Here is a 21,214-nt window from a genome sequence, read left to right on the forward strand (position 1 = left end):
GTTTCTCTCGCCGAGACAACTGTAGCTGAAATTGCGCCCTACAAAAAACTCTGGGGGTCGATGTCAACCTGCACCCGGACCGAGCCGCGCTGCTTCGGTCCGTTGGCGAGCATGGCTCTGATAAAACCTTGCATGTCGGCGCGCCGTTCGCCCTGAATCAGCAGGCGGAAGCGGTGGCGGCCGCCGAGCAGCGACAGCGGGGCTTCCGCCGGCCCGAGCACGAACAGGTCCGACGCTTCCGGTGCCGCGCGGCGCAGGCCGCGTGCATGGCCTTCCGCTTCCGCCCGCGTCACCGCGCTGACGATGACGCCGGCCAACCGGCCGAAGGGCGGCAAGGCAGCGCGTTCGCGCTCCGAAATCTCGCGCTGGTAGAAAGACTCGGCATCGCCTGAGACGATCGCCCGCATCACCGGATGGTCGGGCTGGAAGGTCTGCAGCAGGCCAAGGCTCTTCTTGCCGGTGCGGCCGGCACGGCCGGTCACCTGGCTGAGCAGCTGAAACGTGCGCTCGGCGGCCCGCGGATCGCCATTGGCAAGGCCGAGATCGGCGTCGACGACACCGACCAGCGTCATGTCCGGGAAATTGTGGCCCTTGGCGACCAGTTGCGTGCCGATGACGATATCGGCCTCGCCATTGGCGATTGCCTCCAGCTCCAGCCGCAATCGTCGTACACCGCCCATTATGTCCGAGGACAGCACGATGGTGCGCGCGTCCGGGAAATGCGTCACGACCTCCTCGGCGATGCGTTCGACCCCCGGCCCGCAAGCCACCAGATGGTCGAGCGTGCCGCATTCCGGGCAGGCTTCGGGACGGCGCTCATTGTGACCGCAGTGATGACACACCAACTGGCCGCGAAAGCGGTGTTCGACCAGCCAGGCCGAGCACACCGGACAGCCGAAGCGATGGCCGCAGACCCGGCACAGCGTCAGCGGCGCATAGCCACGCCGGTTGAGAAACAGCAGCGACTGCTCCTTCTTCTCCAGCGTCCGGCGCATATGGTCGATCAGCACCGGCGACAGGAAGCCGCCACGGGCGGGCGGGGCGCGGCGCATGTCGATCGACTTGAGATCGGGAAGTGCCGCCTCGGCGAAGCGGGCGGAAAGCACAGCCCTGGCATAACGGCCCTGGCTGGCATTGACCCGGCTCTCGACCGACGGCGTCGCCGATGCCAGTACCACGGGGAAGCCGCCTATATGGCCGCGCACGACAGCCATGTCTCGCGCATTGTAGAAGACGCGGTCTTCCTGCTTGTAGGCGGGGTCGTGCTCCTCGTCGACGACGATCAGGCCAAGCTCGCGGAACGGCAGGAACAGCGCCGAGCGCGCGCCGGCAACGACGCGCACGCCGCCTTCCGCCACTTGCCGCCAGACTTTTTCACGCATTCGCGGTGGCAAATCCGAATGCCATTCGCCCGGCTTGGCGCCGAAACGTTGCTGGAAGCGTTCGAGAAAGGCGTGCGTCAAGGCGATTTCCGGCAGCAGGATAAGCACCTGCTTGCCCTGCTCGAGCGCGGCCGCCACCGCCTCGAAATAAACCTCCGTCTTGCCCGAACCGGTGACGCCGTCGAGCAACGCGACATTGAACTCGCCGGCCGCGACATTGGCGCGCAGCATCGACGCGGCCTCGTTCTGGTCCGGCATCAGTTCGGGAACGGCATAGCTGGGATCAGGCGCGGCCACCACCGGGCGCGGCGGGATCATCACCGTCTCGAACACGCCTTGCGCTTTCAGCCCCTCGATCACCGTCGACGATACGCCCGCGGCGTGCGCGAGCCCGGAGCGCGTCCAGGCCAGCCCGCCTTCGGCCGTCTCCAGCACGCGGGCCCTGGCATCGGTCATCCGGTCGGGCACGAGCAGGGTGCGCTGAAGCCCTTCGATCCAGGGTTCGGGATCAAAGGCCTCCGGCGCCCTGAGCAGCATGCGCGCCACCATGCCCGGCGGCGACAGCGTGTACTGCGCCACCCAGTCAACGAAGCGGCGCATGGCGCGGTCGATTGGCGGACAGTCGAAAACCTGCTCGATCGGGCGCAATTTCCTGGCATCGACCTGCTCGACAACGCCGTCCCAGACAATGCCGGCGACCTGGCGCGGCCCGAGCGGCACGCGCACGATCGAACCCGGCACCACGCGCATGCCGGCCGGCACGGCATAGGTGTAGGGGCGTTGGGCCGGCATCGGCACCAGCACCGGCGCGGCCGCGACAAAGGGCGAATCTTCGATCATGAGGCGTGACCTTGCCCTGACTTTGGTCTAGATCAAAGAGCAACGCTGAACGTGCCTTCCCAAGCACGACGAAATCGTCAGGAGACCCGCCATGAAATTTTTTGCCGACACCGCCGATATCAAAGAGATCAAGGAACTGAACGATCTGGGACTGCTCGATGGCGTCACCACCAATCCCTCGCTGATCCTGAAATCGGGCGGCAAGATCATCGAGGTCACCAAGCAGATCTGCGACATCGTCGAAGGCCCGGTCTCGGCCGAGGTCGTGGCGACCGAGTTCAAGCAGATGATGGCCGAGGCCGAGGTGCTGGCCAAGATCGCGCCCAATATTGCCATCAAGGTGCCGCTGACGCTGGACGGCCTGAAGGCCTGCAAGACGATCCGCACCGAGATGAACCGCATGGTCAACGTCACGCTGTGCTTCTCGGCCACCCAGGCGCTGCTCGCGGCCAAGGCCGGCGCGTCCTTCATCTCGCCCTTCGTCGGCCGCATCGACGACACCGGCTCGGACGGCATGGAACTGATCCAGGAGATCCGTCAGATCTACGACAACTACGATTTCCAGACCGAGATCCTGACCGCCTCCGTGCGCACGGTGAACCACGTCAAGCAGGCGGCTCTCATCGGCGCCGACGTCATCACCGCGCCGCCGGCGACGCTGAAGGCGCTGGTCAACCATCCGCTGACCGACAAGGGCCTGGCCGCCTTCCTCGCCGATTGGGCCAAGACCGGCCAGAAGATCGGCTGAGCGGTCCCACACCAGATACGAAGAAAGGCCGGGCAACCGGCCTTTTTCATACGCTGCGGATCAAGAGGTGACCGCCCGATCAGTCGGTGCCGTCGTCGGGTGGCGCGATAGGCGACGGGCGCTTGCCCGCCATGATCTCGCGCTTGCCGACATGGTTGGGTGCGCCGACCAGACCCTCCTTCTCCATGCGTTCGACCAGTGAAGCCGCGCGGTTGTAGCCGATGCCGAGGCGGCGCTGGATGTAGGACGTCGAACATTTCTTGTCGCGCAACACCACCTTGACCGCCTCATCATAGCTGGGATCGCCATCCTCGGCGGCAACGGCTCCCTTGTCGAAGACCGGACCCTGGTCGCCCTCCTCTTCCTCTTCATCCTCGTCGGCCGTCACGGTCTCCAGATATTCGGGACGGCCCTGCGCCTTCAGATGCGCCACGACATGCTCGACCTCGGCGTCGGAAACAAAGGGGCCGTGCACACGGGCAATGCGCCCGCCGCCCATCATGTGCAGCATGTCGCCCTGGCCGAGCAGCTGCTCGGCGCCCTGCTCGCCCAGGATGGTGCGGCTGTCGATCTTGGAGGTGACCTGAAAGGAGATGCGGGTCGGGAAATTGGCCTTGATCGTGCCGGTGATGACATCGACCGAAGGCCGCTGCGTTGCCATGATCAGGTGGATGCCGGCGGCGCGCGCCATCTGCGCCAGGCGCTGGATGGCGCCTTCGATCTCCTTGCCGGCAACCATCATGAGGTCGGCCATCTCGTCGACGATGACGACGATGTAGGGCATCGGCGCGAGATCGATTTCTTGCTGTTCGAACAGCGGCTCGCCGGTGCCCTTCTCGAAGCCGGCCTGCACGGTCATGACGACCGTCTCGCCCTTGTCGCGGACTTGGGCGGCGCGCTCATTGTAGCCGTCGATGTTGCGCACGCCGAGCCGCGCCATCTTGCGATAGCGATCCTCCATCTCGCGCACCGCCCATTTGAGCGCGGTAACGGCCTTCTTGGGATCCGTGACGACGGGGGTCAGAAGGTGCGGGATACCGTCATAGACGGAGAGCTCAAGCATTTTCGGGTCGACCATGATCAGCCGGCATTCTTCCGGCTTCAGCCGGTAGAGCAGCGACAGGATCATGGTGTTGATGGCGACCGACTTGCCGGAGCCGGTGGTGCCGGCGACGAGCAGGTGCGGCATTTTCGCCAGCTCGGCAATGACAGGTTCGCCGCCGATCGTTTTGCCAAGGCAAAGCGCCAGCTTGCAGCTGGTCTTGCGAAAGCCCTGCGATTCGATCAGTTCGCGGAAATAGACGGTTTCGCGGGTCTCGTTCGGCAGCTCGATACCGATGACATTGCGGCCGGGCACGACGGCGACGCGCGCCGAGACCGCCGACATGGAGCGGGCGATATCGTCGGCGAGGCCAATGACGCGCGACGACTTGACACCCGGCGCCGGCTCGAACTCGTAGAGGGTAACGACCGGGCCAGGGCGAACGTGGATGATCTCGCCGCGAACACCGAAATCCTCCAGCACGCTTTCCAGGAGATCGGCATTCTGCTCGAGCCGCTCCTGCGACATGTAGAAGCCCTGCCCTTCCGGCGGCTGCTGCAGCAGTTCCTCCGAGGGAAGCTCGTAGCTTTCGCCCGTCACCGGCCGCGCAACCTTGCCAGCCATGGGCAGCGACGGCCCGCGCACGGTGGCAACGGTTTCCTCCATGCGCTGCACAAGTGGGGCGGCGCTGCTTGCGGCAGATGCCACCACTGCCGTCGTCCGGCCCTGCCGGACAGCCCTGCCCGCCGGAACGGGCGGCTCGACCAAGGCCTTGTTGGAGTTGGCCGGAAAGACGTCCGGCAGTGCGGACGAGGCCTGGCCCGGAAGGCATTCGATGACACGGAACAAGGTGGTGACATCGGCCACGGCGGACGCGGAGATGTCGGCCCGCGCCGCGGCGACCGGCGCTGCCGCGACCGGTACACGCGAAACCGGGCTGACTGAGCGGGGCGGCGACGTCACGTCAACCAGAAGCGGAGCCAAGCCCTCGAAGAAGGCGTGATTCGAAAGATAGGGCCGCCGGGCTTTTTCAGCGGTGGCTGTTCTGACCGGCGCGCCATTCACGACAACGGGCGCCGGGCGCGTGGCCGCTCGTGCCGTTGCGGGCATCTTCGGAGCCGTCGGCTGAACACCTTGCGACGTCTCGCCGCCGCGCGCCGGCTGAGCGTACGCGGCCGGTGACGGTTCGCGACGCATGACGGCGCCAGGCCCGACCTGCTGCGTCGGGGGCGCCTGCGGACCGCCCTGCGCGGCAACCACGTCATGAGGTTGGCGATGCTTGGGTTCATAGTCCGGCGTGCGTGTAAAACGCACATTGGGCGCAAGGAAAAAATACTCTTGCCAGGCGGGGCTTTCGGTGTCGCCCTGCGGGAAAGCATTGTCCGCCGCGGGTTTCCCATTCGGCTCGACGGAGGGTCTGCGGTCGTCGCCGGGATCGGCTACCCGTCCGGACTGGCCCGCATGGGAAGCACCGGATTGGCTGACATCCACCTTGCCGCGCGGGCCGCCGGAGCGCTCCCTTTCGGGGTCATCGGGCGAAGCTGTGTGCAATGAATTGACCCGAGAAAAACGCCTGGCTTCCATGCTCAAGACTCACTGTGGAACGTCTGCTGAGCAATAGGGAGCGAGTGGTTAACAGTTGCTTCCGTCAGTGCCGTTGGAGCGAGCGAAAAATATCTTTCGCGGCGATGCCGAACGATACGGATTCGAGCGCTGGATCGTATTCGACGATCATCCACATATGCGGGCCGAGCATGTGCAAGCGCCGGCCCTTGGCCATCGGGAAACAGCCGGGGGCACCAGGATCGAGAGGACGTCTTTTGTGAACGAAGAGTGGCGCTAGCTGGCTGCCTTGCCGTGTCGGGCCAGATCCTGCGCGATTGACAGTTGCAGGGCCTCGGCCAGTTCGCGCGCGGCACGGTTCTCGGCGTCGATCTGCGCCCGGTAGGAGGCAAATTCCTGACGCGGCCTGTCGAAGGACGAGGTGATCGCCCGTCTGCCGACCGCGATCACCGCGCCGGTTTTCGCATCGGTCAGCGTGTAGCCGGCGGTCAGCGTCACCGAACCGGCGGTCGGCTCGTCTTGATCGGTTCCAACCTGGACGAGTGCCGAGGATTCAACGGCTTCGGTCACGCCGAGATCGAGCGAATAAAGCGCCGAAGCCGGTTCGCCGGCACCGCGCCCGAACCCAAAGATCAGATTGTTGCGCACCTGCTGGGCATAACGCGTCCGGACCGGCTTGACGGCGATCGACGCCAGCTCGGCATTGGCTGTGGAGCCGGTCGACAGCGGCGCGCTCGAATAGAGCGGCCGCACCTGACAGGCCGAGACGAGCGCAAGCGAGCCGACAAGACCGGCAAGCGCGATGCGGCGCAGCAAACGGCTCAACTCTGTCTTTTCCCGATCAGGCAACGACATTGACGATCCTCTGCGGCACGATGATCACCTTGCGCGGAGCCTTGCCTTCAAGTGCCTTCTGCACGAAGTCGAGAGCCAAGACCGCTTTTTCGACCGCACCTTGGTCCGCGTCGCGGGCAATTGTCAAATCCCCCCGCTTCTTACCGTTGACCTGTACCGGATAGGTGACTTCATTGTCGACGACCAGCGCCGGATCGAAGACCGGCCACGGCCGTTCGGCCACCAGATCGCTGCCGCCCAGCGTCTCCCAGCACTCTTCGGCAAGGTGCGGCATGACAGGCGCGATCAGGTGCACCATGATCTCGACGGCCTCGCGGCAGGCGTTTTTCAGCGCCGGATCGGCCTTGGCTTCCGCCACCTCGTTGAGCGGGGTGGTCAGCGCGTTGGCCAGTTCATAGATGCGGGCGATGGCACGGTTGAAGGCGAGCTTCTCGATGTCTTCGCCGACCGCCTTCAGGATCTTGTGCGCGGCCTTGGAAACCGCTCCGGCCTCGCCGTCATTGACCGCCTTGGGTGTGACCCCTGCCAGCGTCTCGGCCGCCGTCGACACCAGGCGCCAGATGCGCTGCATGAAACGATGTGCGCCGGCGGCACCTTCGTCGGTCCACTCGACATCGCGTTCGGGCGGTGAATCCGACAGCATGAACCAGCGCGCCGTGTCGGCGCCGTAGCCATCGGTAATGTCTTCCGGGCTCACCGTGTTCTTTTTCGACTTCGACATCTTCTCGAGCGGGCCGATGGTGACCGCCTCGCCCGTGGCGATGTCGATGGCGCGGCGCTTGCCATCGACTTCCTCCAGACGCACTTCGGTCGGCGCCAGCCAGCGGCCATTCGATGCCGAGCCGACACGGTAGGTTTCGTGCACCACCATGCCTTGCGTGAACAGGCCCTTGAACGGCTCGGCCAGGTCGACATGGCCGGTCTCGCGCATGGCGCGGGTGAAGAAGCGCGAATAGAGCAGATGCAGGATCGCATGCTCGATACCGCCAATATACTGATCGACGGCCAGCCACTCGTTCGCTGCTCTGGGATCGGTCGGCTCATGGGCCCAGGGCGCCGTGAAGCGGGCGAAGTACCAGGACGAATCGACGAACGTGTCCATCGTGTCGGTTTCGCGCCGCGCGTCCTTGCCGCATTGCGGGCACTTCACATGCCGCCATGTCGGGTGACGGTCGAGCGGATTGCCTGGCCGGTCGAAATCGACGTCGTCCGGCAGCTTGACCGGTAGGTCGGCCTTCGGCACCGGCACCACGCCGCAATCCTCGCAATGGATCATCGGGATCGGGCAGCCCCAGTAGCGCTGGCGCGAAATGCCCCAGTCGCGCAGGCGGAAATTCACCTTGCGCTCGGCCATCGGCCGGTTGCCGATCGTCTTCTGTTCCAGCAGGTTCGCGACCTCGTCGAAAGCCCGGTCCGGCTTCATGCCGTCGAGGAAGCGCGAATTGATCATCGCGCCATCGTCGACATAGGCCTCGTCGATGATCTGGAAAGCCGACGGGTTCTCGCCGTCCGGCATCACCACCGGTACCACCGGCAGGCCGTATTTGTTGGCGAAGTCGAGGTCGCGCTGGTCATGCGCCGGGCAGCCGAAGATGGCGCCGGTGCCGTATTCCATCAGCACGAAATTGGCGACATAGACCGGCAGCGTCCAGGTATCGTCGAAGGGATGGACGACGCGGATACCGGTGTCGAAGCCCTTCTTCTCGGCCGTCTCGAGAGACGCCACCGAAGTGCCCATATGGCGCACTTCATCGATGAACTTCGCCAGCGCCGGATTGGTCTCCGCGGCCTTCTTGGCCAGCAGGTGATCAGCGGCGATCGCCATGAACGAGGCGCCGAAAATGGTGTCGGGCCGCGTCGTGTAGACCTCCAACTCATGCTCGCCGGCAATTTCCGAGGCCAGCGGCCAGCGGATCAGCAAGCCTTCCGAACGGCCGATCCAGTTCTGCTGCATCAGCTTCACTTTTTCGGGCCATTCGTCGAGGCCGTCCAATGAATCCAGCAGGTCCTGCGCGAAGTCGGTGATCTTGAAGAACCATTGCGTCAGCTCGCGCTGTTCGACCAGCGCGCCGGAGCGCCAGCCGCGCCCGTCGATGACCTGCTCGTTGGCGAGCACCGTCATGTCCTCCGGGTCCCAGTTGACCTTGGAAGATTTGCGCGTCACCAGCCCCTTCGCGACGAAGTCGAGGAACAGCATCTGCTGGCGGTGGTAATAATCGACGTCGCAGGTGGCGAATTCGCGCGCCCAGTCCAGCGACAGGCCCATCACCTTGAGCTGCTCGCGCATGGTGGCGATGTTCTGGTAGGTCCACTCCTTGGGATGGACCTTGTTCTGCATGGCCGCGTTCTCGGCCGGCATGCCGAAGGCGTCCCAGCCCATCGGATGCAGCACGTTGAAGCCCTTGGCCCGCTTGTAGCGCGCCACCACGTCGCCCATCGTATAATTGCGGGTATGGCCGATATGGATGCGCCCCGACGGATAGGGGAACATCTCCAGCACGTAGTATTTCGGGCGCGGATCGTCATTGTGCGCTTCGAAAAGCTTCTTTTCGGCCCAGACCTTCTGCCATTTGGGTTCTGACGCGCGCGGATTGTATCGTTCGGTTGCCATGGGACGTTTTTCACTTAAAAGCATGCGAACTGCGGGCAAGAGCCCGGCAGTTCACGAAATGTGGTCCGGGTGTTCACCATGGTTTGGCAAACCCGTCAACCATATGGGCGTCGCGGCTGACAAAAACGCGAGTCAAACAGCGGGATTTGCATATGGGCGACACCGTTCAGCAGTTTTTCGCGGTCAAGGCGAAGATCGCCGCCGCCGAGCAGGAGGCCGGTCGTGAAGCCGGCGCGGTGACGCTGGTGGCGGTCTCCAAGACCTTCGACGCCCTCGATATCCAGCCGGTGATCGAGGCCGGCCAACGCGTCTTCGGCGAGAACCGCGTCCAGGAAGCACAAGGCAAATGGCCAGCGCTGAAGAAGGCTTTCCCCGATATCGAACTACACCTGATCGGCCCGCTGCAGTCGAACAAGGCGAGGGAGGCGGTGGCGCTGTTCGACGTCATCGAGACCATCGACCGCGACAAGATCGCCGCCGAGCTCGCCAAGGAAATTGCCAGGCAAGGCCGTGCGCCAAAGCTCTATGTCCAGGTGAATACCGGTTCCGAACCGCAGAAAGCCGGCATCGAACCGCGCGAGGCGGTCGCCTTCGTCAAGCGCTGCCGGGAAGTTCATGGCCTCGCCATCGAAGGCCTTATGTGTATTCCGCCGGCGGACGAGAATCCCGGCCCGCATTTCGCACTGCTGGAAAAAATGGCGAGAGAGGCCGGCGCCGCCAAACTGTCGATGGGCATGTCCGGCGACTACGAGACCGCGATCGTCTTCGGTGCCACCAGCGTCCGCGTGGGTTCGGCGATCTTCGGCAACCGGTAGTCGCTTAGGCCAGCCCGGCTAGTTCATTGCCCCAGCGCTTGAAACGAAACGTACCGTTCCTATTTGTCCCGATGTCACCACACATCCTCTTGGAGCCTCACGATGCGTTATAATCAGCTTGGAAACACCGGGCTTTTCGTCTCCGAACTTTGCCTCGGCACCATGACCTTCGGCGCCGCCGGCCAGAACGCCCAATGGGGCCTGATCGCCAGCCTCGACCAGAAGGGCGTCAACGAAATCGTCGGCCGCTCGATCGCCGCCGGCGTCAACTTCTTCGACACGGCCGACGTCTATTCCGTCGGCGAGTCCGAACGCCTTCTCGGCCAGTCGCTTAGAGATCTCCGTGTTGCCAGGTCGAACGTGGTCATCGCCACCAAGGTCCATGCCGCCATGGGCGACGGGCCGAACCAGCGCGGCTCGTCGCGCGGCCACATCATGGATTCGGTCGATGCCAGCCTCGAACGGCTGCAGCTCGACCACATCGATCTATATCAGTTGCACGGCACCGACGCGGTGACGCCGATCGACGAGACGCTGCGGGCACTCGATGATCTCGTCACTAGTGGCAAGGTCCGCTATGTCGGCGTGTCCAACTGGCAGGCCTGGCGCATCGCCAAGGCGCTCGGCATCGCCGACCGCAAGGGTTTTGCCCGTTTCGAGACCATCCAGTCCTATTATTCGATCGCCGGCCGCGACCTCGAGCGCGAGATCGTGCCGCTGATCAACGAGGAGAAGCTCGGCCTGATGGTATGGTCGCCGATGGCCGGCGGGCTGCTGTCCGGCAAATATGGCCCCGGCGCGCCGGGCAACGGCGAGGGCCGCCGCGCGTCCTTCAACTTCCCGCCGGTCAACGAGGACCGCGCCTGGGCAGCGGTCGCCGTCATGCGCGAGGTCGCCAAGAAACATGATGTCAGCGTCGCCACCGTGGCGCTCGGCTATGTCCTGGCCAAGCCTTTCGTCATGAGTGTGCTCATCGGCGCCAGCCGCATGGAGCAACTCGAGCAGAACCTCGCCGCCACCAGCCTCAAGCTCGATGCCGACGACCTCGCCAGGCTGGACGAAGTGAGCGCCTTGCCGGCCGAATATCCCGGCTGGATGGTCGAACGCCAGGGCGCCGGCCGTCGTCCGGCGCCTTTCGTCCCGAAGGCATAGCCCTACCGCTGGCAAGCCAGTCTTTTCGACGCCGCGTGTCCCATGGACGCGCGGCTTCGACTACAGCCGGACGGTCTCTGCGAGAAAGTCGAGAAAGGCCCGCACACGTGCAGGCAGGTGTTTGCCCTGACCGACATAGACGGCATGCGTCGGCTCTTCGTCGCCGGGGTTGAAGTCTTCCAGCAGCGGCACCAGCCGGCCGGCGGCGATGTCGGGCTCGACATGCCAGCGCGCCAGCCGCGCAATGCCCGCCCCTGATAGGGCGGACAGCCGCATCGCCTCGCCGTCGCTCACCGTGGCAGAGCCTGCGATCGGGACCATGACCGGTGCGCCGGCCGCGTCGATGAACGGCCAGCCGTCGATGTATCGGACGAAACCGAAGGCAAGCATGTTGTGACGGCCGAGATCGCCGGGCGTCAGCGGCGTGCCGCGCGCTTCGAGATAGGCAGGCGCGGCAACCACCACCATCCGGCTCTGGCCGAGCTTGCGCGCCACCAGCCGTGACTCGCGAAGCGGCCCGGCGCGGATCGCGACATCGGCGCGCTCTTCCAACAGATCGATCACGCTGTCGGTCAGCACAGCCTCGACGAAAATCTCCGGATACCGTGCCAGAAATCGCGGCAGCAGTGCCATTAGCCGGTGTTGGCCAAACGGCACATAGGCATTGACCCTCAGCCGCCCGCGCGGCGCCGCACCCGCCGCCGCTTCCCGCTCGGCGGCATCGAGGTCAGCCAAGACGCGCACGCCGCTGTCGTAGAAGGACGTCCCTTCCGGCGTGAGCTGGAGCTTGCGCGTCGAGCGGCTGACAAGCCGCGCACCAAGCCGTGTTTCGAGCCGCGCGATCAGCTTGCTCACCGCCGACGGTGTCATGCGCAGCCGCCGCGCCGCGGCCGAGAAGCTCCCCGCTTCGACGACGCGTACGAAGACTTCGATCTCGCCGGAGCGGTTGATATCGGGCCTGGCCACCTGTGAATCTATTTCACAGGAAATATGCCTTTGGCAAGTCTGGTTCACAACATGGCGGATCACGATCTTCCGGGCCGGGGCGCGGACTGGGCGTCCTTTGCTGACAGATAGGACCGCCATGCCTCTTGCTCTCTATGCCCTCGCTGCCGGTGCCTTTGGCATCGGTGTCACCGAATTCGTCATCATGGGCCTGCTCATAGATGTCAGTAAGGATCTTGGTGTGTCGATCTCGGCCGCTGGCCAATTGATCTCGGGTTACGCGCTCGGTGTTGTCATCGGTGCACCCCTGTTGACCATCGCCACCGGCAACTGGCCGCGCAAAACCGTGCTGCTGGCGTTGATGGCAATCTTCACGATTGGCAACCTCGCCTGTGCGCTGGCGCCAGATTACTGGACCCTGATCGGTGCCCGTATCATCACCGCCTTTGCCCATGGCACTTTCTTCGGCGTCGGCTCGGTGGTCGCCACTGGCCTGGTCGCGCCCAGCAGGAAAGCTTCGGCGATCGCGCTGATGTTCACTGGGCTCACCATCGCCAACATCCTCGGCGTACCCTTCGGCACCTGGCTCGGCCAGGCCTTTGGCTGGCGCGCGACCTTTTGGGCGGTGACCGCCGTCGGCCTCGCCGCCTTCGCCGTCATCCTGACCCTGGTGCCGCGCGGCCACGCAGCGCTCGAGAAGAGCGATTTGCGCACCGATCTCGCCGTGCTGCGCCGCACGCCCGTCCTGCTCGGCCTCGCCACGACGGTGCTCGGCTATGCCGGCGTCTTCGGCGTCTTTACCTACATCGCCCCGTTGCTCACCGAGATCAGCGGCTTCAGGGAAGCGGCCGTGTCGCCGATCCTGCTCGTCTTCGGCGGCGGTCTCATCGCCGGCAATCTCGCCGGCGGCAAGGTCGCCGATCGCTGGCTGGTGCCGGCGGTGCTCGGCAGCCTCGTGGTGCTGGCGCTGGTGCTTGCCACGATGAGCTTCGCCATCCACAGCCAGGTCATGGCCGTGATCTATGTCGGCCTGCTCGGCGCGGCCGCCTTCGCCACCGTGGCGCCGCTGCAGATGTGGGTGCTGGAGAAGGCGCAAGGCGCCGGCCAAAGCCTGGCCTCATCGTTCAACATCGCCGCCTTCAATCTCGGCAATGCGGCCGGCGCCTGGCTTGGCGGCACGGTCATCGCCCATGGCCTTGGGCTGGGTTCGCTCACCTGGGTCGCCGCCCTGCTGCCGCTGGCGGCACTCGCCGTGGCCGGACTGGCGCTTCGCCTCGATCGTGGCACCACATCAGGCGCGCCTGCCACCGTCCGGTCGTGACATCAGCCGACACCCGAATCGCCTCTCCTCTTCACAAACCACCAGGAGCAAGAAAATGGACTATCGACGTCTCGGCGCATCGGGCCTGAATGTGCCGGCGCTCTCATTCGGCGCCGGAACTTTTGGCGGTTCCGGCCCGCTGTTCGGTGCCTGGGGCAACAGTGACGCCAGCGAAGCGCGGCGCCTCATCGACATCTGCCTCGAGGCCGGCGTCAATTTGTTCGACACCGCCGACGTCTATTCGAACGGCGCCTCGGAGGAGGTGCTCGGCGAAGCGATCAAGGGCCGGCGCGACGCGGTGCTGATCTCGACCAAGACCGCGCTGCCCATGGGCGACGGGCCGGCCGACTTTGGCTCATCGCGCTCGCGGCTGATCAAGTCGGTCGACGCCGCGCTGAAGCGCCTCGGCACCGACTACATCGACCTGCTGCAGCTGCACGCTTTCGATGCCGGCACGCCGATCGAGGAAGTTCTGTCGACGCTGGACGGCCTCGTTCGCTCCGGCAAGCTGCGCTATGTCGGCGTCTCCAACTTCTCCGGCTGGCAAGTGATGAAGTCGCTCGGCCTCGCGGAGATGCACGGCTACCCACGCTATGTCGCGCATCAGGTCTACTATTCGCTGCTCGGCCGCGACTATGAATGGGAGCTGATGCCGCTCGGCCTCGACCAGGGCCTCGGCGCACTGGTGTGGAGCCCGCTCGGCTGGGGCCGCCTGACCGGCAAGATCCGCCGCGGCCAGCCCTTGCCGGAAAAGAGCCGGCTGCACGAGACCGCGAGCTTCGGCCCGCCGGTCGAGGATGAGCATCTCTATCGGGTCATGGATGCGCTCGACGCCGTGGCTGAGGAAACCGGCAGGACGGTTCCGCAGATCGCGATCAACTGGCTGCTGCGGCGCCCGACCGTTTCCTCCGTCATTATCGGCGCCCGCAACGAGGAGCAACTGCGACAGAACCTCGGCGCCGTCGGCTGGACGCTGACGCCGGAGCAGATGAAAAAGCTCGACGCCGCAAGCGAGGTCACCGCGCCCTACCCCTATTTCCCCTATCGGCGTCAGGAAGGCTTTGCCCGGCTGAACCCGCCGGCGGTTTAAACTCGCGATCGTTCATTTGGGCGGCAACGTTCGGGATTGGCCGACGCCTCTCAGTTTCGTCATCCACGGGCGAAGCAGGAGCGAAGCTCCGTCGCGGAGACCCGAGGATCCATGCCGTGACGGCTGTTGAGCAATGCGGCGGATCAGAATTCTGGACCGCTGCAACGTCGAGAGGTCGCGGCATGGATCCTAGGGTCTGCTCTCGTCGCTCCGCTCCTCGCTGCGCCCTAGGATGACGAAGCGATAGGCGTTCCGTCAATCGCCATGCATATCGGCCCGTCAACGCAAGCGAGCCTCAAAGCTTCTGCGCCGGACCCTCAGTGCAGCACGAACTCGCCATCCACCTTGCGCCATTCGTTCGGCGCGATCAGCTTCTGGTGCGTGTAGCTCACCGAATGCAGGGGCCCGTCGAGCTTGGCCTTCCAGAATTCGATGAACCTGATCAGCACCGGAAATGTCGGAGCGATGTCGTAGTCCTGCCAGACGAAGCTCTGCAGGAGATGCGGGTGGTCGGGAAAATGATAAAGAATCTTGGCCGTGGTCAGGCCGTAGCCTTTGAGCATCAGGTCCATTTCCAGATGGTCGCGCATTGCGGTCGCCAAGGTTGATTCTCCTGTCCTCCCAAGCACCAATTGTGCGCGCCGTTACTTAACTGTCTATTGATTTTTCTTGATCGCAGAACGAACTTTTCCCACAAAAACATGCAGTTAGCAGCGAACCGCGTCGAGTGCTGACAGCCTCGGAAAGCGCTCCTGCGGCATCCCGCCACGCGAATCCAACGTCTAATGTTGCCGTCGCGGCGGAACTGGTAATAATGCCGCCGAATTCGCGGCTGCGTGGCCGCGATCCCGCGGGCGTGTCAAGCCCGCGGATTGGTTCGGGAGGAAAGCCAAGAAATGTCCGAGGTTCATGTCCATCGCGTCCAGCCGGCGTGGAAGAAGAACGCGCTGATCGACAATGACACTTACCTCAAATGGTATGCCGACAGCGTGAAGAACCCGGACAAGTTCTGGGGCAAGCACGGCAAGCGGATCGACTGGTTCAAGCCCTTCTCCAAGGTCAAGAACACCTCCTTCGACGGCAAGGTCTCGATCAAGTGGTTCGAGGATGGCCAGACCAACGTCTCGTATAATTGCATCGACCGCCACCTGAAGAAGCGCGGCGACCAGACCGCCATCATCTGGGAAGGCGACAACCCCTACGACGACAGGAAGGTCACCTACAACGAGCTCTACGAGCATGTCTGCCGGCTTGCCAATGTGATGAAGAAGCACGGCGTCAAGAAAGGGGACCGCGTCACCATCTACATGCCGATGATCCCGGAGGCGGCTTACGCGATGCTGGCCTGCACGCGTATCGGCGCCATTCATTCGGTCGTCTTCGGCGGCTTTTCGCCGGATGCCTTGGCCGGCCGCATCGTCGACTGCGAATCGACCTTCGTCATCACTGCCGACGAGGGTCTGCGTGGAGGAAAACCCATTCCTCTGAAGGAGAACACCGACAAGGCGATCGACGTTGCCGCCAAGCACCATGTCAAGGTCAAGACCGTCGTGGTCGTGCGCCGCACGGGCGGCAAGATCGGCTGGGCGCCGGGGCGCGATGTCTGGTATCATGACGAAGTCGCGACGGTGAAGCCTGAGTGCAAGCCGGAGAAGATGAAGGCCGAGGATCCGCTGTTCATCCTCTACACGTCGGGCTCGACCGGCAAGCCCAAAGGCGTGCTGCACACCACCGCCGGCTATCTCGTCTATGTGTCGATGACGCACCAATATGTTTTCGACTATCATGACGGCGACATCTACTGGTGCACCGCCGATGTCGGCTGGGTGACCGGCCACAGCTACATCGTCTATGGACCGCTCGCCAACGGCGCCACCACGCTGATGTTCGAGGGGGTGCCGAACTACCCCTCGCAGTCGCGCTTCTGGGAAGTCATCGACAAGCACAAGGTCAACATCTTCTACACCGCCCCGACAGCGCTGCGCGCGCTGATGGGCGCCGGCGACGCGCATGTCACCAAGACATCGCGAAAATCGCTGCGCGTGCTGGGCTCGGTCGGCGAGCCGATCAACCCGGAAGCCTGGGAGTGGTATTTCAACGTCGTCGGCGACGGCAAGGTGCCGATCGTCGACACATGGTGGCAGACCGAGACCGGCGGCATCCTGATTACGCCGCTGCCGGGCGCTACCGACCTCAAGGCAGGTTCGGCGACACGGCCCTTCTTCGGCGTCCAGCCGCAACTGGTCGACAGCGAGGGCAAGGTGGTGGACGGTGCGGCCGACGGCAACCTCTGCATCACCGATTCCTGGCCGGGCCAGATGCGCACCGTCTATGGCGATCACGACCGTTTCGTGCAGACCTATTTCTCCGCCTACAAGGGAAAATATTTCACGGGTGACGGCTGCCGCCGCGATGCGGACGGCTACTACTGGATCACCGGCCGCGTAGACGACGTCATCAATGTCTCCGGCCACCGCATGGGCACGGCCGAGGTCGAATCGGCTCTGGTCAGTCATGACAAGGTTTCCGAGGCCGCCGTGGTCGGCTATCCCCATGACATCAAGGGCCAGGGCATCTATTGCTATGTCACGCTGATGGCCGGCGAGCAGCCGAGCGAAGAGTTGCGCAAGGAACTCGTCGCCCATGTCCGCAAGGAGATCGGCGCCATCGCGACGCCCGACAAGATCCAGTTCGCGCCCGGCCTGCCCAAGACGCGTTCGGGCAAGATCATGCGCCGCATCCTGCGCAAGATCGCCGAGGACGATTTTTCCGCACTCGGCGATACCTCGACGCTTGCCGATCCGGCCGTGGTCGACGATCTCATCGCCAACCGGCAGAACAAGAAGGGCTGATGCGGGAAGACGCGGCATTGGGCACCGTCACCCAGTTGTGGCGCTATCCGGCGAGTTCGCTCGCCGGCGAGCGCCAGGACGCCATCCTGGTCGGCACCCACAGCATCGAGGGCGACCGTATGTTCGGCCTCGTCGATATCTCGGACAACGAGATCGCCCGGCCCGATCGTGACGCCAAATGGCACAAGGTGCCGAGCATCCGCACCCGGCTGAGCCACGGCGGCGAATTGGAAATCGCCATCCCCGATGGCGACTGGCTCGCCGCACCCAGCGCCGAATGCAACCGCGCCGTGTCGGCCTATCTCGGCTTCGGCGCCTCGATCCGGCCGTTCCGCAGGGAGAATGCGGCAGGCTATGCCGGTCCGCTGACCGCGGAACGCTACCGCAAGGCGCCGATCCATCTCCTGACCACGGCATCGCTGGCGCGGCTGAAGGCACTGCATCCGGAAGGGGCCGCCGATCCGCGCCGCTTCCGCCCCAACATCGTCGTCGACATCGCTCCGGTCGAGGGCTCGTTTCCCGAAACCGAATGGATCGGTCGAAAGCTCGCCATCGGCGACCTGGTCTTGACCATCTCCGAGCCGTGCCGCCGCTGCGGCTTCACCATCATCGCCCAGGACGGTTTCGACAATGATCCAGGGATCCTGCGCAATCTGGCCCGCCACAACGGCCACAATCTCGGCGTCTATTGCACCGTCGACCAGCCTGGCCGTGTCGAGATCGGTGCGCCGATGCGGTTTGTCTGACCTGCCGACCCAGCCTATCGATAAAGGTCCGCCCGGGTCGGTGGCAGGCCGCTCGGGCCTCGCGCGCGTTTGGTGGCGACGGTCTGGAATATCTGCGCCGAGGCGCGTTCGAAGGTGATGGAGCAGCCGCTCAGGTAAAGCAGCCACAGCCGCGCCTTGGCTTCGCCGACCTCGGCGATTGCCTCGCCAAACCGCGCCTGCAGACGCTCGGCCCACAGCCTGCAGGTGCGGGCATAGTGCTCGCGCAAATTCTCGACATCGTAGACGAGGAAGCCGTGCGCTTCGAGATTGCCTAGCGTCATGCCGACCGTATCGAGCTCGCCACCCGGGAAGATGTATTTGATCAGCGCCCTGTATTCCGGCCCCTTGCGCAGGGTCTTCTTGATGTCGCCCTTGCTGCGCCTTGTGATGGCGTGATGCAGATAGATTCCGCCCGGTTTCAGCAGCCGGTGGACAGCGGAGAAGTAGGCCGCATGGTTTGCCAGGCCCAGATGCTCGAACATACCGATGGACGATATCTTGTCGAAGGTGCCGGTGAGCTCTGCGTAGGACTTTATCTCGATGGTGATCTTGTCCTCCAGACCCTCGGCGCGAATGCGCTCGCGGGCTAGTGAGGTCTGGGCTTGCGACAGCGATACGCCGTGTCCGACGACACCATAATTTTTCGCGGCGTGGATCAGCATCGCGCCCCAGCCGCAGCCGATGTCGAGCAATCTTTCACCCGGTTTCAGCCGAAGCTTGCGGCAGATATGGTCGAGCTTGTCGACCTGCGCCTCGTCGATGCCGTTTGCGAAATCCTGGAAATACCCGCAGCTATAGACCATGCGCTCGTCGAGAAAGAGCCCGTAGAAGGCATTCGAGATATCATAGTGATGCTGGATCGCCTCCTTGCTGGAGCCGCTGACGAACGGGTTGCGACCAGCGAGATCAACCCGCGACGTCATCTGCTTTCTCGAAAACAGCACCGCCGGCAAGTCACGCAGAAGCGCCCGTTTCGGCAATGTCTTCAGCTTCGACCGCAGCTTGCCCGTCGAAGGCAGGGCGTAGAAATCGAACAGCGATCCATCCTCGATGTCGACTGCCTTGGAAATCCACATCTCGATAAGGGTCGACAGGGACGGTCGGCGAACGATCTGCCAGACGATGTCGTGGTCGTTGATGACGAGCACGGGGCCGGTGGCGGGGCCGATCCGCTCGCCGGTCCACAGCCTGACCGCGAAGGCGGGCTTCACCGCCTCGACTACCGTTCGAACGATGCGCGCAGCTCTTTCGGTGGCGTCCATACCCTTCCCCGCTGTCGATGGCTCAATCTTGTCCGTTCGGGACCTGGATCGCAAGCCAAAGCATACGGCGCCATCTTCCGGCAAGGATGCCTTTTTCAGCATGGCACTTGTCATTTGCTGCAACGCACCCCATCATGAGGGTGTGTTCAACAAATCGAAAGGAGGTGATCCGATGTCGAGTGATTTCGTTTTCCAGAACGTGGCCTCAGCGGATTGCACTTTCGGGAAGCAGTCTTCCCGTTAAGGCGCGAGATGCGCGGCGGGTGACGTGAACGTCATCGCCATTGAGCCGCGCCATGGACGGAAACACGGAAGGCCGCCGGCTTCGAAAGAAGCGGCGGCCTTTTCCGTTTGGGCTGGGTTCTACTTGGTCAAAGCAAGGGTTTCGATGTTGCGGGCGATTGTCTGAAAGGCCGAATCCAATTCGGCGCCGTCGGCGGCCTGATAGAAGTGCTTGACTGAACCGGTATCGGGGCTGGCACAGTTCTGGAGCGTCGAAGCGGCATTCGTCTTATCGAGTTTGAAGCCGATCGTGAATATCTCTATGCCTTTGTCGCGCATGGCGGCGCAGAGTTTTGTCGCGGCCGTGCGGGTCGTTTCCTTGCCGGCATCGTTATAGACTCCGCCAACGCTGGTCGCGTCGAAATAGGACAGGTTGAATTCGCCGTCTGTCATAAGGATCGCGTACTTGCCAACTTTCTTGGGATCGAATTTGGCTGGCCGCTGAGAGGCATTGAGCACGCCGCCCCAGCTTTCCGACAGCATATACCAGGTCCATTGAACGCCGATGTGGCCGGCAGTACCCCCGAGGCGCCAAGATTCTTGATGACATTCTTGAGCGTGGCGACGTCAGCCGTCAAAGGGACGAGTGCGGCGGCCGGGCAAGCCGCAGTGTTTGTGTTAGCGGCAAAGCTAGACAACAGATAGTCGCGGTTGACCATGCTGGAGCCAGGACCCGCCTCCGAATATTGATCGGTCCCCTTGCGTTCGGTGGCGCAATTGTCCGGGCGCGGGGATGCCGAAGCAGGTTGAGCGCTCGCATTGCCGGGTGCCTGCTTGCGCTGACTGGCATTGGCTTCCACATAGACGCTGCTGGCCGCAAGTTGGCCGGTATTGACCGAATTGGCGTAGGGCACGATGGAGAGGCGAACGCGCGGCTTGTTCGGGTCCTGAGTACCCAGGAAGCTGTCCACCGCATTGGCGGCGGCGGTCCTCAGGTCCTTGATTTTCTGACCGGCCATCGATCCGGTTACATCGAGCATCATCGCCACTTCGATGGTCTTGTCCGAATAAAGCGATGTTGTCGAAGCAGTGACCTGCCTCGCATCGTCCGTGCCGAAAATCGGGAAGAACAGGGCAACATCGACGTGGGCGTCCACCTGGACCGTTTTTGCGATCTTGTCGACGATCAGCCGGTCAAGAACGACTTGGCCGGCCTGCAGAATTCCGGCGGTAGCGTTGGCGTCGAGAAAGGCCTGCACGGATTTGTTTGCGTCGGCCTCCTTGATGGCACCCGTGGTCAGGTCACGTGCCGTCGATGTCACCGCCGCGTCGACGACGCCCTGCAGGCTCGATTTGGCATTGTAGAGCTGCGTGACATTGACCGAGAAGCCCGCGACCAGCGCCAAGACCGAGGCAGCAAAGCCGAACAGGACCGCGAAATTTCCACCGCGATCTCTGGCGAACGCGTGAACAAGACCCCCGTAATTCCGCATCCAACAGCCTCCGCTTGCCTCGGCCTCGTCGCCGCGGACAGGGCAATGCAGGATTCCAGCCGGATGACTCCGCCTCACGCCGGGACACCTTCGGCCAGATATCAAGCTGTTGTTTTTGCTTGCTTTAGACCTTCGTGAAAGTGAACGACTGGTAAACGAAAAACCACGATCCTCGCCGCGTTTACCAGACGCTTACCATGCTCGAGGCGAGGCAATCGCCGAAGTCTTGGCGACGTCTTGTTGCGGCACAGGCC

At 63.7% G+C, this 21,214-nt stretch carries 17 protein-coding genes; 7 read left to right on the forward strand and 10 right to left on the reverse strand.

Annotated features, from left to right (window positions below):
• Positions 1 to 38 precede the first annotated feature (38 nt).
• Positions 39 to 2,222, reverse strand: a complete 2,184-nt coding sequence (locus FJ941_RS05975) for a primosomal protein N' (protein WP_140503880.1) — start codon at positions 2,220 to 2,222, stop codon at positions 39 to 41.
• Positions 2,223 to 2,313: 91 nt separating this feature from the next.
• Between FJ941_RS05975 and fsa the strand changes: the two genes are divergently transcribed.
• Positions 2,314 to 2,970, forward strand: coding sequence for a fructose-6-phosphate aldolase (gene fsa / locus FJ941_RS05980; protein ID WP_027145130.1), 657 nt, complete (start codon positions 2,314 to 2,316; stop codon positions 2,968 to 2,970).
• A 79-nt stretch (positions 2,971 to 3,049) separates the two neighbouring features.
• Here the strand turns inward: fsa and FJ941_RS05985 are convergent, their stop codons facing one another.
• The 4 genes from FJ941_RS05985 to leuS form a co-directional block, all read right to left on the reverse strand.
• Entirely contained in the window at positions 3,050 to 5,596 is a 2,547-nt protein-coding gene (locus FJ941_RS05985) for a DNA translocase FtsK (RefSeq protein WP_140503882.1), read from the reverse strand.
• A 64-nt stretch (positions 5,597 to 5,660) separates the two neighbouring features.
• A complete protein-coding gene (locus tag FJ941_RS29650; RefSeq protein ID WP_281405560.1) occupies positions 5,661 to 5,792 on the reverse strand; it encodes a hypothetical protein in 132 nt (43 codons plus the stop codon).
• A 59-nt stretch (positions 5,793 to 5,851) separates the two neighbouring features.
• Positions 5,852 to 6,430, reverse strand: a complete 579-nt coding sequence (lptE, locus tag FJ941_RS05990) for an LPS assembly lipoprotein LptE (RefSeq protein ID WP_140503883.1) — start codon at positions 6,428 to 6,430, stop codon at positions 5,852 to 5,854.
• On the reverse strand, positions 6,417 to 9,041 hold the full coding sequence (gene leuS, locus FJ941_RS05995) for a leucine--tRNA ligase (protein ID WP_140503885.1): 2,625 nt from the start codon (positions 9,039 to 9,041) through the stop codon (positions 6,417 to 6,419). The genes lptE and leuS overlap by 14 nt, the downstream gene beginning before the upstream one ends.
• A gap of 152 nt (positions 9,042 to 9,193) precedes the next feature.
• Here leuS and FJ941_RS06000 point away from each other — a divergent pair, with 152 nt between their 5' ends.
• On the forward strand, positions 9,194 to 9,856 hold the full coding sequence (locus FJ941_RS06000; RefSeq protein WP_140503886.1) for a YggS family pyridoxal phosphate-dependent enzyme: 663 nt from the start codon (positions 9,194 to 9,196) through the stop codon (positions 9,854 to 9,856).
• A gap of 102 nt (positions 9,857 to 9,958) precedes the next feature.
• The gene (locus tag FJ941_RS06005; protein WP_140503888.1) at positions 9,959 to 11,008 is read left to right on the forward strand and encodes an aldo/keto reductase; all 1,050 of its coding nucleotides are present in this window, start codon (positions 9,959 to 9,961) and stop codon (positions 11,006 to 11,008) included.
• A gap of 60 nt (positions 11,009 to 11,068) precedes the next feature.
• Here the strand turns inward: FJ941_RS06005 and FJ941_RS06010 are convergent, their stop codons facing one another.
• Positions 11,069 to 11,974, reverse strand: coding sequence for a LysR family transcriptional regulator (locus FJ941_RS06010; protein WP_140503890.1), 906 nt, complete (start codon positions 11,972 to 11,974; stop codon positions 11,069 to 11,071).
• Between the two features lie 118 nt (positions 11,975 to 12,092).
• Between FJ941_RS06010 and FJ941_RS06015 the strand changes: the two genes are divergently transcribed.
• Together FJ941_RS06015 and FJ941_RS06020 are read left to right on the forward strand one after the other, a co-directional pair.
• Positions 12,093 to 13,274: an MFS transporter gene (locus FJ941_RS06015; protein ID WP_140503892.1), complete on the forward strand. Its 1,182-nt coding sequence runs from the start codon at positions 12,093 to 12,095 to the stop codon at positions 13,272 to 13,274.
• Between the two features lie 55 nt (positions 13,275 to 13,329).
• Complete coding sequence (locus FJ941_RS06020; protein WP_140503893.1) at positions 13,330 to 14,364, forward strand: aldo/keto reductase; 1,035 nt, start codon at positions 13,330 to 13,332, stop codon at positions 14,362 to 14,364.
• Positions 14,365 to 14,681: 317 nt separating this feature from the next.
• Here FJ941_RS06020 and FJ941_RS06025 read toward each other — a convergent pair whose 3' ends face one another.
• Positions 14,682 to 14,954, reverse strand: a complete 273-nt coding sequence (locus FJ941_RS06025; RefSeq protein WP_140503972.1) for an usg protein — start codon at positions 14,952 to 14,954, stop codon at positions 14,682 to 14,684.
• 306 nt (positions 14,955 to 15,260) lie between these two features.
• Between FJ941_RS06025 and acs the strand changes: the two genes are divergently transcribed.
• Positions 15,261 to 17,216, forward strand: coding sequence for an acetate--CoA ligase (gene acs / locus FJ941_RS06030; protein WP_140503895.1), 1,956 nt, complete (start codon positions 15,261 to 15,263; stop codon positions 17,214 to 17,216).
• Complete coding sequence (locus FJ941_RS06035; RefSeq protein ID WP_140503897.1) at positions 17,216 to 17,962, forward strand: MOSC domain-containing protein; 747 nt, start codon at positions 17,216 to 17,218, stop codon at positions 17,960 to 17,962. Before acs ends, FJ941_RS06035 begins: the two co-directional genes overlap by 1 nt.
• A gap of 14 nt (positions 17,963 to 17,976) precedes the next feature.
• Here FJ941_RS06035 and FJ941_RS06040 read toward each other — a convergent pair whose 3' ends face one another.
• The 3 genes from FJ941_RS06040 to FJ941_RS06045 all read right to left on the reverse strand — a co-directional run bounded on the left by FJ941_RS06040 (position 17,977) and on the right by FJ941_RS06045 (position 20,873).
• A complete protein-coding gene (locus tag FJ941_RS06040; RefSeq protein ID WP_140503898.1) occupies positions 17,977 to 19,245 on the reverse strand; it encodes a cyclopropane-fatty-acyl-phospholipid synthase family protein in 1,269 nt (422 codons plus the stop codon).
• 363 nt (positions 19,246 to 19,608) lie between these two features.
• Complete coding sequence (locus FJ941_RS29740) at positions 19,609 to 20,010, reverse strand: VWA domain-containing protein (protein WP_348640737.1); 402 nt, start codon at positions 20,008 to 20,010, stop codon at positions 19,609 to 19,611.
• On the reverse strand, positions 19,917 to 20,873 hold the full coding sequence (locus FJ941_RS06045) for a pilus assembly protein (protein ID WP_348640738.1): 957 nt from the start codon (positions 20,871 to 20,873) through the stop codon (positions 19,917 to 19,919). The genes FJ941_RS29740 and FJ941_RS06045 overlap by 94 nt, the downstream gene beginning before the upstream one ends.
• Positions 20,874 to 21,214: the final 341 nt, after the last annotated feature.

Source organism: Mesorhizobium sp. B2-3-13 (genome assembly GCF_006442195.1).
Taxonomy (GTDB): Bacteria; Pseudomonadota; Alphaproteobacteria; order Rhizobiales; family Rhizobiaceae; genus Mesorhizobium; species Mesorhizobium salmacidum.

Bases quoted from the DNA above. Each gene is read 5' to 3' on its own strand.
- FJ941_RS05975 (WP_140503880.1), bottom strand. From the start codon at position 2,222: ATGATCGAAGATTCGCCCTTTGTCGCGGCCGCGCCGGTGCTGGTGCCG.
- fsa (WP_027145130.1), top strand. From the start codon at position 2,314: ATGAAATTTTTTGCCGACACCGCCGATATCAAAGAGATCAAGGAACTG.
- FJ941_RS05985 (WP_140503882.1), bottom strand. From the start codon at position 5,596: ATGGAAGCCAGGCGTTTTTCTCGGGTCAATTCATTGCACACAGCTTCG.
- FJ941_RS29650 (WP_281405560.1), bottom strand. From the start codon at position 5,792: ATGGCCAAGGGCCGGCGCTTGCACATGCTCGGCCCGCATATGTGGATG.
- lptE (WP_140503883.1), bottom strand. From the start codon at position 6,430: ATGTCGTTGCCTGATCGGGAAAAGACAGAGTTGAGCCGTTTGCTGCGC.
- leuS (WP_140503885.1), bottom strand. From the start codon at position 9,041: ATGGCAACCGAACGATACAATCCGCGCGCGTCAGAACCCAAATGGCAG.
- FJ941_RS06000 (WP_140503886.1), top strand. From the start codon at position 9,194: ATGGGCGACACCGTTCAGCAGTTTTTCGCGGTCAAGGCGAAGATCGCC.
- FJ941_RS06005 (WP_140503888.1), top strand. From the start codon at position 9,959: ATGCGTTATAATCAGCTTGGAAACACCGGGCTTTTCGTCTCCGAACTT.
- FJ941_RS06015 (WP_140503892.1), top strand. From the start codon at position 12,093: ATGCCTCTTGCTCTCTATGCCCTCGCTGCCGGTGCCTTTGGCATCGGT.
- FJ941_RS06020 (WP_140503893.1), top strand. From the start codon at position 13,330: ATGGACTATCGACGTCTCGGCGCATCGGGCCTGAATGTGCCGGCGCTC.
- FJ941_RS06025 (WP_140503972.1), bottom strand. From the start codon at position 14,954: ATGCGCGACCATCTGGAAATGGACCTGATGCTCAAAGGCTACGGCCTG.
- acs (WP_140503895.1), top strand. From the start codon at position 15,261: ATGTCCGAGGTTCATGTCCATCGCGTCCAGCCGGCGTGGAAGAAGAAC.
- FJ941_RS06035 (WP_140503897.1), top strand. From the start codon at position 17,216: ATGCGGGAAGACGCGGCATTGGGCACCGTCACCCAGTTGTGGCGCTAT.
- FJ941_RS06040 (WP_140503898.1), bottom strand. From the start codon at position 19,245: ATGGACGCCACCGAAAGAGCTGCGCGCATCGTTCGAACGGTAGTCGAG.
- FJ941_RS29740 (WP_348640737.1), bottom strand. From the start codon at position 20,010: ATGCTGTCGGAAAGCTGGGGCGGCGTGCTCAATGCCTCTCAGCGGCCA.